This window comes from Mesorhizobium sp. WSM4810 (genome assembly GCF_055811235.1).
In genome coordinates, this window is record NZ_JBVVQV010000003.1 from 243,596 (window position 1) to 260,548 (window position 16,953).

Below are 16,953 nucleotides of genomic sequence, written 5' to 3' on the forward strand. Positions count from 1 at the left end.
CCGCTTCAAGCGTTTTCGAGGAAGGGGACGCGCGCGCTGAAACGCGGTCCGGATTCCACGAAGCTATCCAGCGCGAACATAGTCTTGGGTGTGATCGGTTCCTTGCGGTAGGCGGCCGGCATGCGTCGGTCTACCTCTTCGAGGTAGGCTACGACGCGGCCGCGTCCGAGTTCGCTGAGCGCCGCGTCCGGCAGGTCGAAGTCGACCGTCCAGACCAGCGTGGTGTTTTCGAGCTCAGGGTCGGGCAGTTCGCATTGCGACATGTCGTCGAGCTTCAAACCGGCGGCATCGATCGGCGTGCGCATGAGCCCGTTGTTCCCGTCGTCGACCTCATGGAAGAGCGCGAGCTTCATTTTCGGCCGACGAAGCGTCTCGAAATTGCGCTCCCATTCCCGCCGTTCCGGTTCGGAACCCGGCAGCAGCGCGGGGTTCAATTCCTTGATGTCGGTCGATCCCAAACCCTTCACGGTGATCGAAACGCGCCGGTCCGAAGCGCCGGCGAGCTTTGACTCGGCGATCTCGACACGACGTTCCGGCAGCAGCTGCATCGTGACCGACATGGGCTCGGAGACTTTCAGGTCATCCAAGATCGACTCATCCTGGTAGCGGACGACGCCGAAGCGCACGAAAGGCTCGGAGGCGCGGATCGGCTTGAGATCGACGTCGACGTACCATTCTTCGCGATCGAGATCGAAACAGGGTTCGAAGGTGAGCAGTGAAACCGGCAGGTATTCATTGGCTGGCTCGGCCGGCGCGCCCTCGGCGGTGTCCTCGCTGCTCGGCGATGCTGCCTTCGGGATTGGCATCAGTACGGGCGAAACGAATTTCGGACGGTGTGGCCCCTCCCCGAGCCGGCTGAGGTCAGCGAACGCCTCAGGCGGAATGAAGTTGCCGTGCTGCGGGCTGCGATCCTCGCGGATGGGGTCGCCGCCCCAGCGGGTGATGTAGGCCCCGCCGTCACCAAGATCGGCGTCTTCGAAGTTGCGCAGCCTGAGGGTGCGCTCGCCGAAGCGGATGATATCCCTGTCGACATCCGCGCTCTTCAGATCCTGGTAGTTGGGCGGCCACAGCACGATGCCTGCCCGCTCTCCTTCGCCCGAGCTGAACCAGCCGCGGCCGAAGTAGAGCCGGGTCATGGCCTTGCGCACCAGGCGGTGCGTCTTGACGCCCAGAGCCGAGGTTTCGGCGCTGCGTGCGATTACGAAGGACGGTTCCGGCCGGAGCAGGTCGGGCGCCGCCGGCCTGCGGGTCGACTTCATCCAGACCTCGGCCTGCTCCGTGGCGAGGACGGCCTGGTCGATTCGCTTTAGGGGCTGGCGGCGGTAGAGCAGCTGCTCCTTGCCCTGGAAATAGGTCGGAGCCGTTTCGAACGCGGCGGCTTGCCGCGACTCCGACACGAGCTTGAGCGTCAGCCTGCGGGCAAGCGTGTCCTTGAAGATATGCGGCCGCTCCGTCTTAAGCACCCGGGTCCGCTTCGTAACGTCCTTCGCACCCGGCTGCATCGCAATCTGCTGGGTGATCGGCGCCATCATGCTCGCCGCGGCGAAGAGCGGCGCAAGCTCGATCGCAGTCATGCGCTCCCGCGTGGCGCCGAACACCGGCTCGCCCGGCTCTTTCCCGGCGGGCCTTTCAACGATGTTGATGGTGTCGGGCAGCCGGCACGCGCCGGTCTTGTCGTCCTCCGTCAGCTTCAGCAGTTCGCCGACCGCGCCGTAACTCGGCAGATTGCCCACGTTGAGGAGCGTGACGGTCTGACGCGGCAGCGTCACCGCGCCGTTCTCGGCCACCCGGAAGCCCACCACGTCGGTGGCCGAGACATAAGCCTCCGCGCCCTGATCGGTCAGAAGCATGGGCCAACGGCCCGACCGTTTGGAAATCATGCTTCGCCCACGGTCGGACGAGTCAATCCGCGGACCGTCGGTCGCGACCGTCTCCGCCAGTATCTGGAAACTGTCTATCAGGGACAGATCGACTTCGACCTTGCCCCTGAGGAAGAGGCCGGTTGCATCCGGCGAGTTGGCGAGCGGTGGGTTTGTCACCGCGTCGCAGGCGATGTCGTCGGAATGCCGGATCGCCTCGATCGCCGCGGCGTCGTGCCAGCGCACCAGCAGCGGCGGCTTGTTGACGGCATGGCAGACGCGTAGCGTGGTGACCGCGGCGATCTCCTCGATCGGCCACTTGTTCTGCATGGCTTCCAGTAGCTGCTCGGCCACCGCCTCAAGCGTCGCTTGGTCCGGGACGGCCTCCCCTCCGAGACCCGTCAGCAGCTGCACTCCGCCCGCGGCCTTGCATGCTGCCGCCACAGCGTCGCCGCAGATCTCCTTGATGCGGTCGAACCGCGGACCCGCCGGCCAGGCGAGCTTGATCTGCACGGCCATCGTTTCAGGAACCGAAAAGCAGCGTGCAAGCGTCTTACTGGTGGGCAAGCAGGCGACTTCGAGGTCGAAGTCCTCGCCGGGGTAGAGCTTGATGAGCAGGCGCTGCACGCGGGTGCCGCGCACCGGCTTGCTCTTGCTGAAATTGCCGGCCTCGTCCATCCACAAGGGACCTTCGAGCGTCGCGATTTCGGCGATTGCCTTCGGGTGCGCCTTGCGAACGGCCTTTGGGCCCCCAGCTACCTTCGCGATAGTTACTGCAAGCGGCAGGATGTCGGGGTATCCGGCCTCGCCGTACAGCGCCGCGGAGACGCTACCTTCGAGGTAGCAGTCGCTTCCTCTGATGCGGGCCCTAATCGAATAGTGGTCGATCGCCGGATCCGGGAGATAGCCGATCCCCCCCTTCCCGGTGGCATTCTTGCCGCCAGGCTCGAAAACAGGGATGCCGCGCTCCATCGCCTCTGTCGCGGCGGCGACTTTGCGGCGGTAGATCGCTCCCTCGCGATCCAACGTGTCGCGCTCGCTTGTAATGGCCACGGGGAACCCGCTGGGCTTGGGAGTCGGCGCCCCGGATTCCGGCTTAGCCGGAGAACGAGGCATATAGGTGACATCGGTCAGAGCACCGCGGCGGATCCTCGCGCTGTCGCCCTTGTCGAGGTTGCCGTGACGCACGACAAGATCAAGCGCCACCTCCGGGGCGATGAGGACGCGCGTGGTTTCGCCGGGCGTGGTCCGCACGGTTCCGTCAACATATGCGCCCCTGATCCCGTCCGGATCGGTGATATCCTCCAGATGCGACTGCTCGCTGCTCCACGAGCGGATCATGGCCTGATCCGCCTGTTCGTAGCCCATCTGGGCCCGGCGCAACTCGGCCAGCGACTTCGGCAGCATCAGCACGGGCGCGGCGATGCTCTCGTGCCGCAGGAAGCGCCGCGGCTTGGATGCATCGACGTCGGCTGCCGGAAGAATGTTGGCTGCGCCGGTGCTGACGGCGGTTTCCTGGTCGGCCGCCCGCGGCGAACCGCCTCCAAGGAAGGTCGAGCGGAAACGGAACATGTAAGGATAACCGAAGCGCAGCGGTGCCGGGCAGAGCGTGTCCTTTGGCGTCGCCGATGGAAGGTCGAGCGTCCGGTCGAACGGCAGAAAGCTCTTGTTGCTGATATTGCCCAGGCCGGAGTCCGTCAGCACCGCCGCCGGCGTGCCGTCCCAGAGGAAGATCGCTTCCTCGGCCACGGCTTCGCATGCCTGACCTTGCTGCACATTCAAGGGCATGAAGCGCGCCGCCACCTGAAAGGACGTCTCCTCGAGCAGGCCCTTCGCGGCGTGGTCCGGAAGAAGGGTCTTCAGCAGGCCTTCGACGACGGCCTCAGCGTTCTTGAAGTTGAAGTCGACGTAGCGATGCATCAGGCTGCGCCAGGCAAGTTCGGGAAGTTTCGTCCCGGGCGCGGCGGCGGCGACATCCACGCGGCGGCCGATCGTCAGTTCCTCGGAATGCAGCACAATCACCTTGTCAGGCCTGGTCAGGAAGTCGGCCTGCACCCGCGACAGAGCCAGGTCGCGCGCGATCTGGTCGGCCCTGCCGCGGTCGAGGAACGTGAAGCCACCCGTCTGATGGGCCTCGCCGCGGTCGCGGCCGGTGGTCTTGCTGTCGACGGAGCGCCTGAGGTCGAGCGAGACGAGATCGTAGCGAGGGATGTCGACGAGCGTCTCCTCTGCGCCTCCCTCACCGGTGGCTGCCTGCCGGCTTTCGCCGAGTTTCCAGATCCCATCCCTTTGCTCCACGAGATCGGGGTGATCGAGGATGACGAAGCTGGACGTCCCGTCCTCTTTCTTCGTCTCCACAACATGCGCCTCGAACGCCGACACCGGCCAGAACCCGTGTGCATGGCGGCGCGCCGCCGTTGCAACGAGGGCCTTGCGCGGGTTCGCGACGGCGACGGCCAGATGCGCCTTCTCCGCGGCGATGAATTTGGATTCCTCGACCTCGAAGTCGATGGCGAGGCAGAACAGGCGCGCCAGCACCGGATCGCCCTGCAGCGCGAAGAACACGCCGCGGAGCCTGTCGTAGTCGGCCTCGCTCTGCTCCTGGTGAGGCTGGTCGGGTACATCGGGCCGCATTTTCTCTGGCGTGGCCGCGTATTCCTGCCGGCGTTGCAGCCACGTGCCGTATTGATGCGTCGCGCGGCGCTTGTCGCGGTCGGATGCCGGCGGCTCGCCGCCAAGCGGCGTCGCCTTGGGGTCGGCCGGTTTGGCGACGACGTCGCCGGACTGCGGGACGAGGTCGGCCTTTTTCGGTTTCGGCGGGGCCGGGCCCGTGGGCTTGGTTCCACGCTCTATGAGTGTCTTCACCGTTTCCGCCGCCTGCTGCGTACGCTGCCGCTCTTCATTCGTGGCGTCGGTGACAGACTGGAACTTCCGCTCGAAGCCGGCCTCCTCCGGCTCCTCGCGCTCATCGAGCACGGCGAACGGACCGCCGAGCTGCTTTGCCAAGACACGGGCAGCGCGCTCGCCCTCCTCCTCTATGGCGAAATCGCTTTGCCGGATCGGCAGAACGCCCTTGATCGTCACCTGCAGGCCGGTATCCAGCGGGTCGACGACGAGGGCCCCGCCGGCATCCAGCGACGCTGCGCCGCCCGCATAGGTGGATGACAGATCGGACGTGTGCTTCTTGCCGCCGAGCGACCGCTCAATGTCGAGCGCCAGGCGCTTCCAGTCGTCGACGTTTTCTCCGGCCAATGCCTGCTGCCAGAGCGTGTTGACCACCTCCCAGCGCTTGGGAACGTCGAACGCCTTGGCGCCTGCAGCCGCGAGCAGGATCGGCGACCAGTCAGACCCAGGCCCGCCGATCGCCGGAATCCGGGCGGCGACGATTGCACGCGCATGCAGGGTCAATCCGGCCTTGCCGGCGAACGGCTCCCCAGTGCGGCCCTGGTGCATCCGTTCCGCCATTGCCTTCGGCCAGTTCGCCAGTTCGAAGGCGCCGTCCTTCTCGCCGAACGGCGTGTCCGAGGAGTACTCCGGCGTCGCGACGAGGGTGAATTTGAGCCGGTGGGCTCCGCCCTTCACCCGGCGCCGCCCGTTCGCGATGATACGCAGGAATGGCCGGACCGGAACCTTGAGGTCATTGCTCATGACGGAATCCCCTTCAGTAGTCCGGGGTTGAAGTAGGTCGAGTAGACGTCCCAGTTGGTGAGCTGGTCCGCTGCCTCGATGATGATGAAGCCGCTATAGGGAGTTGCGCTGGTGGTCATGAAGTCGACGCCGTAAGGTGCGTCCGTGGCACCCGCCGCTGCGAAACGAGTCCCCCGGCCGTCCTGCCGCAGCGACGCCTCGCGCGGCGAACCCAGCGACTTCTCCTTCTTGAAGGCGGTGATTGAATAGTCGTAGTCGGCGATGCCGAGCGAGAAGGAGAAGGAGTAGATCGCCTCGCCATACATGGCGCCGCCTTCGGCGGTGCCGAGCCGCACGTAGAGCGAAGTGGCGAAGTGGAAGATCCAGATGCTTGCCGAGCCGCCGGCGAAGAAGGTGCCGTAGATTTCCGTCGTCTTCTTGCCGTTGGCCTTGAGAATGCGGACGAACACGCCGGCCGAGATGCGGCACTGAGCGGCCAGGGGGCCAAACCCGATCGCCGCGCCGCCGCCATACTCGAACGAAGCTTCGAACCCGCGCACGCCGTCGGCGGCCGCAAAGATCGAGAAGTAGCCCGACCCGACAAAGGGCAGCACTCCCATGCTGAACGGCGACAGGCGGCGGCCGAGCGAAACCTTGAACAGGGATTCCTCGTCGCCGAACGGCAGTTCGGCCGAGACGTTGAGCGAGACGTTGAAGAAAGAGGTGACGCCGACGCCGATGGTGCCGAGGTTGATGCCGTAGCCGGCCTCGATGCCGGCGCTGCGCGTCATCGGCTGCACGAAGACGCCGTTGCCTTCTTTGGGTGTCAGGAAGCTCTGCAGTTGCTGCGCGAATTCGAGATCCTTGCCGATCTGGAAATCCTCATATTTCACGTCGAAGCGCGCCTTCGAGCCCTCGCCCATGGCGAACGCCGCTCCGCCGAACTTCAGGCGCAAGGCGTCGGCCACGCCGCCGATCAGGTAGATGTCGAACGGCCCGACATAAGCGATGGCCGAGAAGTCGCTCTTCTGGGTCAGAAGGTCGAACGACGCGCGAACCTCGATGCCGAACGCCGAGCCCAGCTTCGGCTGGAAGATATCTTTCTGGGTATCCGACGGCTTTGTTACGGACGAGTTGAAGTCGTAGGAGAACTTGACCTTGGTCGGGATCAGAGCGGCGATCGCGTCCTCGAGCTGGTCGCGAAACGCACCGAGGTCGATGGCGGCTAGAACGTTGCCGCGCAGCAGGTCCTTGGCCATGTCCTTGGCCTGTTCGATAATGCGCAGCGGCGCTGCTTTGCCGTCGCTCCAGCCGTGCAGCAGAATGGTGAGACGCTGGCGAAGTTTTGCGCGCTCAGCGTCGCTGACCGTGCCCAGCTTGAGCGCATCCTCGAGCACCCTGACCTCCTGCGCAAGGCGGTCGCACTCGGCCAGCACGTCGTTCCCGGTCTCGGGATCGCCGATGTCGCAGGCATTGTCGCCGACCGCGCCGAGACCGGCTGCGGTCTCGACCAGCAGCGCCTTGCGGGCGAAGGGGGCGAAGAACGTGCTTCCGGCCGCGTGGGTGAGCAGCGTGTTGCGCAGTTTCTTGATCTCCGCGTATCCGTCCGCCAGTCTGGCGAAAAACGACCAAGCGGCGAGTACGTCCTCGGCCGCCCGCTTGATCTCCTCCGGCACGCCGGCCAGGCGTCGCTGCAACGCGCGCCATTCGCGCATCACCGCGCCCTCCAGGTTGCGCAGCGATTTAAGAGCTGTCTCGTAGGGGGACGACTCGCCGGGCGGCTTCTTGAAAAGCCCCTCAAGCGTCTGCCCGCTCTCGTTGAGCTTGGCGACGAGCAGGTCCTTCAGCGTCGAGGGAGGCGCCGGAACGATCGGCACGCGCATGCCGGCGAAGATGGCGAGATGGCTCTTGATCTTCGCAAGCGAGCCGACGGCATTGTTTCTCTCCGGGTCGAGCGAGAGGCCCACCGCCTCCGCGATGCCTGCGAGCTCCTGCAATGCGGCCGTCAACGCGTCGATGCCGCCGCTGGCCCCCACCGTGCTGGTGCCGATCAGCGCGAGGCCGATATCGACGGGCCGCATAAGCCCATCGACCAGAGCTTTCTCGAGGTCTTCGGCCTTGTTGCGCAAGTCGCTGAGGATCTCTCGATTGGCCTCTGCGAGTTGCTCCAGCTCGATTCCCCTGCTCCGGAGGAAGGTGACGGCGCCGGCCGCGACGGCGCCGCCGACGATGAACTTCGTGTTCGCGGTGATGAAGTTCCGCAGGAGCGTGACGACCGCTCCGACACGCTCCGCGATCGCCAGGCCGAGCCGGCGGGTATGCTTGGCCAGTGTCCCGATCCGCTCGATCGTCTGTCTGTCGAGATCGTCCGCGGGCAACGCAATCTCGAAATCGCGCAGGGCCACCTGCAGGTCGACGATGTGGCAATAGAGCTCGGCGATCTCCTCGGTAAGGCCGCGCGGTTGCGCCGCACCCGTTCCGATGAATGTCTCGAGCCTGTTGTTGAAACCGCGCAGTTCGGCGGCGATGCTCGACCCGATCTTCGGGTCCGCAAACGCGTCCTCGACGTCGGGCAATTTGGCGCGGATATCCGCCATCGCCTTCAGCGCCGATCCGAGGCGAAGCAGCAAGGTCGTGCTCGCCTTCACCTGCCCTGAACCATCGGTGATCGGCAGATCAGTTGGCTCAGGCGGCTGCTGCTTCAGCGGCGCGCAGCGTTCGACTTCTTCCCGCAGAAGCGGGACGTCGACGGTGACACGCAACGGGTCGAGAAAAGCGGCCGCCGCCGTTTTTGCGGAGTCGAGCAGCGCCTTGGTGACCGTCTGCTTGTACTTTTCCGCCAGCCCCTCGACGTCGATTCCCAGGACTTCCCGAGCAAAGTCACCGCCGGCCTGGAGGATAGGCTTGGGGGTGCCGTCTTTTACCGCCTCGGCGATGCGTTTGGTGCTGTCGATTGCGAGGTCGAGCTGCCTCAGTCCGGCGACCAGCGCCTGCATCTCGTCGGGATATTCCTCTTTCGCGATGTCGATCGCGTCTTCCAGGAGCCTGTCGGCATAACGATCGAGCACGGCCTGCAGCGCAAGCGCCGACTGGCGTTCGCCCGCCTTGGTTGAGACCGCAAACTTGTCCAGCGCCTGCCTGGCACTCTTCTTCGCAGTGGCAATCCGGCTTTTGACGGTTGCGACATACTGCCATAGGGCGGCCTTCAGCGCGTCGTCGGGCGCCTTGCCGGCGAGAAGCTCCAGTACGGCACTCTTGATGGCCGGCCGCATGGCAGCGCGGGTGGCATCCCGTATCGCCTCCAGCAGTGCTGGCCCGATGCCTTTCACTGGCGGCGTTTGTGAGCCGAGGACCGCTGTCGTCAGCTCCGCGGCATCGTTCTCGACGCCAGCCACCAAGTCTTTCAGGATGTCCGCCAGGTCCGGAGGCAGCAGGCCAAGCGGCAGCAGCTCGGTAAGAGCGGCAGCAGCGGCGATGTCAACCTGCGCCGGCGGCACGTTGCCGGCAAGCTTGCGGAATATCCAGGCGGTGACGGTTTCGGCCGCGACGTCCGCCGCCGATTCCAGGAGAGCCTTCCTGAAGTCGTTGAGCAGCGCGACGATGTCTTCGAGCTCTTTCAGGGCGCCAGTCAGGTCGGTGATGCGCTCCTGCAGGCTGCCGATGACGGCGTCTTCCAGCCTTTCCACCGGATTCGACGCGATGATCGCGAGAGCGCGGATGAGCTCGCGCGCGGCGGAATGGATAGCGGCGAGCTTCGGGATGAGCGCCACCGCGTCTTCTGTCGCCAGGGCTTCGTTCAGTGCCTTTTCAACCGCTTCGAGCCCGCCATCGACCTCAGGATAGATTTCCGCGAGGCTTAGCACTCCCGATTGTGCGCTCTCGCCCGGCTTGGTCGGCACGAGATCGATCTGCTTGTTCTTAAGGTCCTCATCGAGTTGCAGCCACTCGGCGCGCAACTGCCTGACCACATCGCGCAGCGGCGCCAGCACGCGGCTGCGCACGTCGTTGCTGAGTCCGTCGAGCTGCTCGTTGGTGCCGCGCAGCGCGGCGGTGCCGAATTCCTGCACCTCCTTGAGCACCGGGATGCTGTCGGCCGTCAGCCCGAGCAGCGTCATCAGGTCCTTCAGCCGAATGGTGCCGAGGAGCTTTGCGTCGGGACTGAAGAAGGCCTGGACCTGCTTGAGCACCTCTGCCGCCTTCCCCACTGTCGGTACAGGAGCGCTGAAGGCGGGAGTCGCGGCCTGCGGATTAGTGCCCGGCTTGACGATGGGGCGCTCGACCTCGTCGTTGAAGCAGTATGCGAGCGAGGCGAGAGCGGGCTTCTTGGCCTCTTCGAGCTTGCCGGCATTGGGCTTGCCGCTTTCGGTCGCCGGCACGGAGTTCGCAGGCGGCTGCCGCTGGCGCCGCCCCAAGCTCCACCAGGTCGATTCGTCACTGCCGAGCGGCCCCTTGCTGCGGCTGATCGCAACAATATGCGATTCCGGACGAGCGATGCCGCCCGAGCGGTCGCCATTACCGCCCATGCCCAAGGTGACCACGGAGCGGAGATTGAGGAACACCTCTTGCGGATTGGCGTTTTTGCCTTCCGGCGCGTCCAGCCCCCGCGCCACGCGATCGCCCGTGAAGCCGTAGAGCACATAGTGCCCGTCATATTGCACCTCGATCGGCGTCGGCCTGCCGCCGCTCATGCGTTCGACCGGCCCGAGCCGGATCGTGGCGTATTCCAGCGCCGGGTAGAAAGGCGGCTGGCCGGCGCCTTCGAGCACGCCGGTCGTCACGAAATTGTCGCGCCCTTCGAGATCGCCGGTCCAGCTCGTCGCGTCAACCGCACGCAACCGGCCGTGGGCGCGCACGAGGATCTCGTCGGTCTCGAACTGCGCCTCGCCGGATTTACTGTTCGGCGCGAAGTCGATCTTCCCGCCGCCGATGCGCAGCGTGCGGTTCTGCTTCAACTTGATGCTCAGCAAATCATCGGCGCTGGGGAGATTGCCGTTGTAGTGGTCGACCGCGGCCTTGAGCGATTCAGCGGTCGTCGCCGCGATGTTGTCGAGAAAGAGCATCGGCAGCGAGGTGGGCGTGCCGTCGACCGTTACCTCGAAGCGGTAGAGGCCGCGGTCGGTTATGTCGGTGCGCGGCCAGAAGGCCAGGCCCGGAGCGTCGCCGAGGTGGATGCGGCCGTTCAGGTCTTCCGGCTTGGCCGCGCTCAGTTCGCCACCGAGCGTGAAGCTCGGGTCGAGGATGTCGGGTGTCTTGTCGGCCAGCAGCCGCACCTTCTTGCCGCACCACATGCGACCCGCATGCGGCTGGCCCAGAGCCCCGTAGAGCTTGACCGGCTCCGCCATGCGCAGGAACATCCGCTGGCGCAGCATCGCCTTGATGCCTTGGTCGGCCGTGCGCAGGAAAATGCGCTCTGTCAATTTGACGAAGGATGCCTTGTGGCCGAGCGGCAGCAGATAGCCCTTGTAGACGACCTCGGTGCGGATATCGCGGCCAAGCACGATGTCCTGCTGCAGCGTATCAATGGAGAAGCCTTCGAAGATCTTGCGTCCGCGGAAGTCGTTGGCGCCGGCGGAAGGCTTGAACGCCGTCTCATGCAGGAATGAGCCGCCGAGCGCGCTGAGAGACAGCGCCTTGACGTTGAGCGGCACCGGCTTGTGCAGCGCCTGGTCGTCGGTTGCGTCGAGCAGCGCGAACGCCTCGCCCGGTTCGATCTGCCCCGAATTGGCGATCAGGCCACCCGCTCGCTCGACGTCGTCGCTGTCGGCGCCTGCTGCCGCCTGGCGCTTGCCGATGACCGGCAGGCCGTAGGTCGAGGAGAGCAGCACCAGCTGGTGCCTGTCCCACGCATCGATCGACGTGCGGAAGATGGTATAATCCTCGACCGGCAGAGCCTCGCGGAAGCCGGCGCGCTCGCACAGCCAGCGGATCAGGCGATATTTGTTGGCTCCCTCCGGAGGGGTGCAAAGGTGGGTGCCGGCCGGTGGCATCTCGTCGGCCGTAATCGTCCCGCTCTCCAACTGCTCGGGACCGATGAACCACGGGGCATAGGGGCCGCGCGGCGGCGCACCCTCGCCCGGCAACCTGACGGAGCCAGGTTCGCGCGGGCTGAGCGCTGTGGGGCGCAGGTCCGGCGACGAGACCGCCCGGAGGCTCGGCGTCTTGCCGCCGGTTTCGAGCCGCACCGACCAGAGGTCGCGCGGCTGCACACTGAAGGCTTTCGGTCCGGCAAGCCCTTCGCCCTCCTCGAGCCGCACCGGCACGCCGTCCGCGGGGATGACGGGATTGGCGCTCGCGGAGTAGATCTCCGACGGCATGCGGCGGTTGGTCCGCCAGATTGCGTCCTGGGCGGTCGACAGGATCAGCCGCGACGGCAGCTCGATGGCCGTCTCCAGATCGAGAGGCTCGCCAGGGAACGGCTGCCCCGCGCCGGTCTCCGGGTCGGCAACGCGCTCGCTCTTGAGCGAGGCGCGCACTTCCGCCATGCGCGCGGCACCCGTTGTCGGCGCTTCCGAGAAACCTTGGAAACGCATCATCGCGTGGTCGCTCGGATTGGCCCCGCGGCTCCCCGGCCGTGGCAGAATCCCCGACGAGAAGGTCTCGAACAGCTTGCGGGCGCGCCCGGTCACCGCCGGCTCGTAGCGTGACCAGTCGGTCAGCGCCTCGAAGGTGAACGGGATCGGCAGGAAGCTTGTGCTCCCAGGGCCCGTCGCGGCCGGGCCATCGCCGGAGCTGGCCTCAGTCGCCACCTCGCGTGCCGTGACGCCGGAAGGCGGTTCGCAGTCGATACGGAAAGCCAGGCGGCTTTTGCCTGACAACCGTGCGCCGGTCAGCGACGGCACCGGATCGAGCCCGAGAGCAAGATCGACGAACCGTTCCGTCATCAGCCCAGTGAGGCGATCGGCGCCGTTGTCCGGATCGTAGCCGGTGCTGCGGTTGCCGGCCGCCAGGAACTCGCCGAGGAAGCGGTGGGGGCGAGTGACCGGATCGGCCTCGACGGGCATGTCGAAGCCGACCTTCTTGCGGATCTCCTCGGCCGGCACATTGTGCTGGACCAGCGCACGGTAGAGCGCGATCTTGTCCCGCCAGAAAGCGCGGAAGACCCCGTAGATCGGTTGGAGCGCCTCGAAATTTGTCTCGTTGCGAAGCGCATTGCCGAAGGCGACATCCGCATCGCCATCGTTCACCGGCAGCAGCCGACCGTATTTGCCCAGCGGCCCATCGGGCTTCGTCAGGTCGGCGACGCGGCTCAGCATGTCGGTGAGCTCTCGCTGGACCGCCGCCGGGCCTATTCTTCGCATCAGCCCGCGCGCAATCGCCATGCCGTCGGGGTCGACTGCGAAGGGACCTATGTAGACCCGCTGGTCCGCCGGTAGGCCGCCTGCCGCCGCCTCGAAGGCTTCCGCCATCCCCCTGAAGGGCTGCGGCGAGGTCGGCTTTGTCAGGACTTCCTTGTCGATCTTCAACTGCCTGACAGTCTTGCGGATGGCGATGCGGGCGGCTTCGTCCTTCGCTTCCTCAAGCTTTTTCAGAATGCGCTCACGCGTCCAATGGTCCTCGCCGGGATTCTTCGGCTTGTCCAATTCGACGTCGGGAAGCGGCGGAGCTTCGGGACGGAAGATCGCTTCTTCCATGACGTGCTGCGGATCGAACTCGGCAACCACGATCGGCCGGCTGTCATGCACGGGGCCGTCTTCTCCGATCCAGACGCGGGCATCTTCGCGCGCCGGGACTATCCGTGCGTCGGGCCTGAACTCCAGCAGCAGGTCGTGGAAGCGCAAGCGCAACTTCATCAAGTCGTAGTCGCGGGCACAGGTAAGAGTTGCACCGGACAGGTCGAAGACGGCGCGCTGCGCGCCCTCGGCGAGCGGCCCGACCCACACGAAGCTGGAGGCGATCGGGCGTGGATATTCGCCACCCTTGAGCTCGGCGACGGGCGCGCCGTCCTCGTATGCGAGCCTGAGCGCGGCATGCTTGAAATTGAGCCGGCTGAAGCTGGTGTCGGGCAATGCGGCGTTGGTCGAGAACAGCGAAACCTCGAGGTGGATGCGTCGCATCGCGGCGGCAGTCGAGCCATCCAACGGGCGGTCATGCAACGCGTAGAGCGTCGCGTCCGGCGTACCGCCGCGGTCGCCGTTTGCGGCCTGGAAGAAGCGGGCCAGCTGTTCGCGCGTTTGCTTGCCAGGCCCGCTAGCGGGCTGGCACTCATTCGGCTGCGTCACCGTGATCTCGATCGGCCCGTCAGGCGATTCGGAGGCGGGCGGCGGAGGCGTCGCGTCAGGCGGGGTATCGCCGTTCGCAGGCGCGGCCAGGATAACGCGTTCCGGCTCGCCGATGCGCAGGCTGCCGACCGGCGATGCGATCGCACCTCGCACGTGCCATTTGGGCTGCTTCGGCAGCGGCTTGCCGAGCAGCGGGCCGGTGCCGCTGGTGTCGCCCCAGAATGCGGTGCGGCGCACGCGCGCCAGCTTGCTCTTCGGCGTGTCGGTCTGGGTCAACACGAGATTGTGGCCGGATACGCCGTCGACCAGAACCCTGGCGCCGTCGCCGATGGCGATGACCGCCTCCCCGAGCGTGAGCGCGGAGACTATCTGCAAATGCCCCGGCAATGTCGGCGCCGGTCCGGCAATGGCGTCGAGTTGCATCGCGCACGGATCGGCTGGCCGTAGCCTCACATGGTGCCCGTCCGCGCGGCCGATCTCGATGAGGCTCGCCTCGCCCGCGAGCTCTATCTCGTTGGGGCCGGCATGGCCGGAGAAGTAGATCGTCTCCGTCACGGGGGCGGCGCCCTCGCCGCCGCCTGCGGCATCCGTCTTCGCGCGACGCCAGGCGAAGTTCAGCTCCTCGATCGTCACCCGCCCTTCATGCGCGGAGAGCGTATTGCCTTTGGATCGACGAACCCTCCACACGAGATGCCGGTCCAGCGACACACGCAGATCGCCGGAAGCCGACGGAGCGACGCCGATCAGGCTGCCGAACATGATCCCCAAAGTGCGCCCGACACGACTGTGGACAATGTCCTCAAAAGGCAGTTTGCGGTTGTCGCCGAGGACGTTCGGGGCAGGCTTGGGATCCAGCGGCTCGTCCAGGAAGGCGCGGAATTCGGCTGGCCGGCTGCTGCGGATCGAATCCGAGCCGCCATTGCTGAGGAGCCAGAGGTCGGTGATGTAGGCAATCGTCCAGCGCTTGCCCGGCCGCTCAAACCTGAAGCCGACAAAACCCGGCTTCCGACCTTCGATCTTTAAGGTGTCTTTGTCGTCGCGGGCAAAGCGAAGCCCGTATTGGACGTTGCGCACGTAGACGGTCCGCATCGGCGCCGGCGAGGTCTTGCCCATCTCCTGGGCGGCTGGCTCCTCCATATCGAAGAAGGCGGCTGGTCCGAACGCCAGTGACGGAACCTCCCAGCGGCAGACGACGGTTCGCTCGTCTGGCGACGCCGCGTCCGCCGAGGGTCCCGCGTTCGGGGGCGATTTCGGAATGACCCAGATCTCGAGCACCGTCAGAGACCTCTGGTCCTCGGAGAGTTCGAACTGGAGGTCGTACCAGGCATCCTCGGCCAGGCCCTTGCCGGCGTAGAGCAGCACGGGTGTTGCTGCGAGGCCGCCAAGCAGCCCTCGGCGCGTCACCTGGGGGTTGACGATCTCTTGCCAGCCGACCGGGCGCCCGTCGGCATCCAAGCTCGCCCCAAACTTGTCGAAGCCCACTTAACCCCCCCGTCGGCCGGGCACCACGGCGTTCGCCTATCCCAGCGCCTCTCCGGCCACCTTGCAATCGCCTGCGTTGGAACAGGCACTCAATGTCGGCTCTGTGCTCACCTTGGACGCCGCCGTCTTGGTAGCGAGACCCCATGCTCGATCCGGAGCCGGTTTTCGATAAACGTGAGCAGCGAATTCCCGTCCTCGAACCAGTGTTCGTTGTCGCCGTCAGTGGCCTTCCCGCGCCACACGTTGCGGTCTCGGTGCTCCAGCCAGAGGTGAATAAAGAAGCTCATGTCGCCTTCGTGCTCGCGTCTTTGACCAACCATCACGGGCACGCGAACCTCGGGCCAATCTGGAAACACGACGCCACATTACCCGAGTGCCCGCGCCTCGCCGGCACGTCAGGGCGTCTGTCGCATCACCCGAGCGGCATGCCGACGTGCGTTTGTCGCGACGGCGGCGTCACGCTCGCGTCACCTGCGACTGATAATCTGCCGGTCTGAGTAATTGGCACTTGCGGTTCGGCACCTGGTGCGGAACTACGACGCGATGGCGAATTGAGGTGCGATTCGGTTCCCGGCAGATCTTGCCGTCATCGCACCCGAGCGGCGCTCGGTAGCATTGAATGCCGGGGGCGAGCTTTGGAGTTAGGTTATGGAAGCGATCGTTCGGAGCGAATCCTATCGATCAACATGGTGGTATTCTTGGAAGGCGCAATGCCCAGCTCTGCCTTCAGCAAGGCAGCGAGCTTCTCATATTGTCGGATCGCCGCGACGCGTTGGCCTGTCGCGTGAAACAGTTCGATCACCTGCTGCTGCACCAGTTCCTGCAGAGGTTCAATTCTAAGGGCCGCTTGGCCCGCCGCCAGTGCATTCTCCATGTCTCCAGCCGAAACGTAGTGCTCCATCAGGCGACGGTAGCCCCGCAGGCACAGGAGACGCAGCCGTTCCCGTTCGGGAAGTACCCAGTCGTCATACCATCCCAAGAGCAGGTCCCCATGATAATAGGTGAGCCCGGAGATCAAATTCTGCAGCTGGAGTGAATCTAACTGCCCTTGCGTGGTCGCAAGAGTTGGGGCGATCGCCGTCTCGAATGCGTGGAAATCAAACCAGATCGGCGCCCGCGCCGAAATCCGCGGCTCGCCGCGCGGAGATGTCTCGAGCCAATCCGAGCCATTGATACTCAAAGCCTTTCGCAGGCGGACGAGCGCTGTCCCAAGGCAGGATCGACCTCGTGCCGGCTCGTGGGAGGACCAGAAATGTTCGATGATGACCTCGCGCGGATGATCGACACCGCGGTACAGGGCCAGGTAGGCCAAAAACGAAATACTCTGCCGCGACAATGCCATCTCGCGACCATCGGACAGCACACGTGCTCTGCCCAACAACTCTACTGAAACCTGCATTCCCGCCCCCCAAAAAGGCGGACGATTATACGTGCGATAATGGCTGTAAGAGCTCGTACATCGCCTTCACCGAAGTGTTACACAGACAGCGCGCGAAATTCAAGTTCTGATTGTAAAGTACTCACCCAGCTTGTTAGTAGCGAGACTATTCCCTCTCTCGTCGAGTAGCGACCGGCTCGTTAATTGTAGAACAATTCTATGCAATCTATCACAACGTGCAGTTGTTATTACGCCCCTCAGCGAGAAAAAGCTTTGCCCATAGAGGCACTGTGAGCCCGCAAACGCGAAGGCCACACAGGAGGTGGAATCACCCGTGACCAGCTCCCTGGCCGCTACAGTCCTCTTGAAGAATGGAGCCGCTGGGCGT

The 16,953-nt window shown here is 65.2% G+C and carries 4 protein-coding genes; 1 reads left to right on the forward strand and 3 read right to left on the reverse strand.

Translation table 11 applies throughout. From position 1 onward, the window contains the following. Positions 1–5: 5 nt before the first annotated feature. Both AC0L3O_RS06240 and AC0L3O_RS06245 read right to left on the reverse strand, forming a co-directional pair. Positions 6–5,507, reverse strand: coding sequence for a hypothetical protein (locus tag AC0L3O_RS06240; protein WP_473615142.1), 5,502 nt, complete (start codon positions 5,505–5,507; stop codon positions 6–8). Continuing rightward, positions 5,504–15,187 (reverse strand): hypothetical protein, encoded by a 9,684-nt coding sequence (locus AC0L3O_RS06245; RefSeq protein ID WP_473615143.1) that lies wholly within the window; start codon positions 15,185–15,187, stop codon positions 5,504–5,506. Before AC0L3O_RS06245 ends, AC0L3O_RS06240 begins: the two co-directional genes overlap by 4 nt. A 143-nt stretch (positions 15,188–15,330) precedes the next feature. Here AC0L3O_RS06245 and AC0L3O_RS06250 point away from each other — a divergent pair, with 143 nt between their 5' ends. Continuing rightward, complete coding sequence (locus AC0L3O_RS06250) at positions 15,331–15,684, forward strand: hypothetical protein (RefSeq protein WP_473615144.1); 354 nt, start codon at positions 15,331–15,333, stop codon at positions 15,682–15,684. A 149-nt stretch (positions 15,685–15,833) separates the two neighbouring features. Here the strand turns inward: AC0L3O_RS06250 and AC0L3O_RS06255 are convergent, their stop codons facing one another. After that, entirely contained in the window at positions 15,834–16,586 is a 753-nt protein-coding gene (locus tag AC0L3O_RS06255) for an AfsR/SARP family transcriptional regulator (protein WP_473615146.1), read from the reverse strand. Between the last annotated feature and the right edge of the window lie 367 nt (positions 16,587–16,953).

What these genes read in the sequence shown, in the direction of transcription:
- AC0L3O_RS06250 (WP_473615144.1), top strand. Translation starts at nt 15,331, where the DNA reads ATGCTCGATCCGGAGCCGGTTTTCGATAAACGTGAGCAGCGAATTCCC.
- AC0L3O_RS06240 (WP_473615142.1), bottom strand. Translation starts at nt 5,507, where the DNA reads ATGAGCAATGACCTCAAGGTTCCGGTCCGGCCATTCCTGCGTATCATC.
- AC0L3O_RS06255 (WP_473615146.1), bottom strand. Translation starts at nt 16,586, where the DNA reads ATGCAGGTTTCAGTAGAGTTGTTGGGCAGAGCACGTGTGCTGTCCGAT.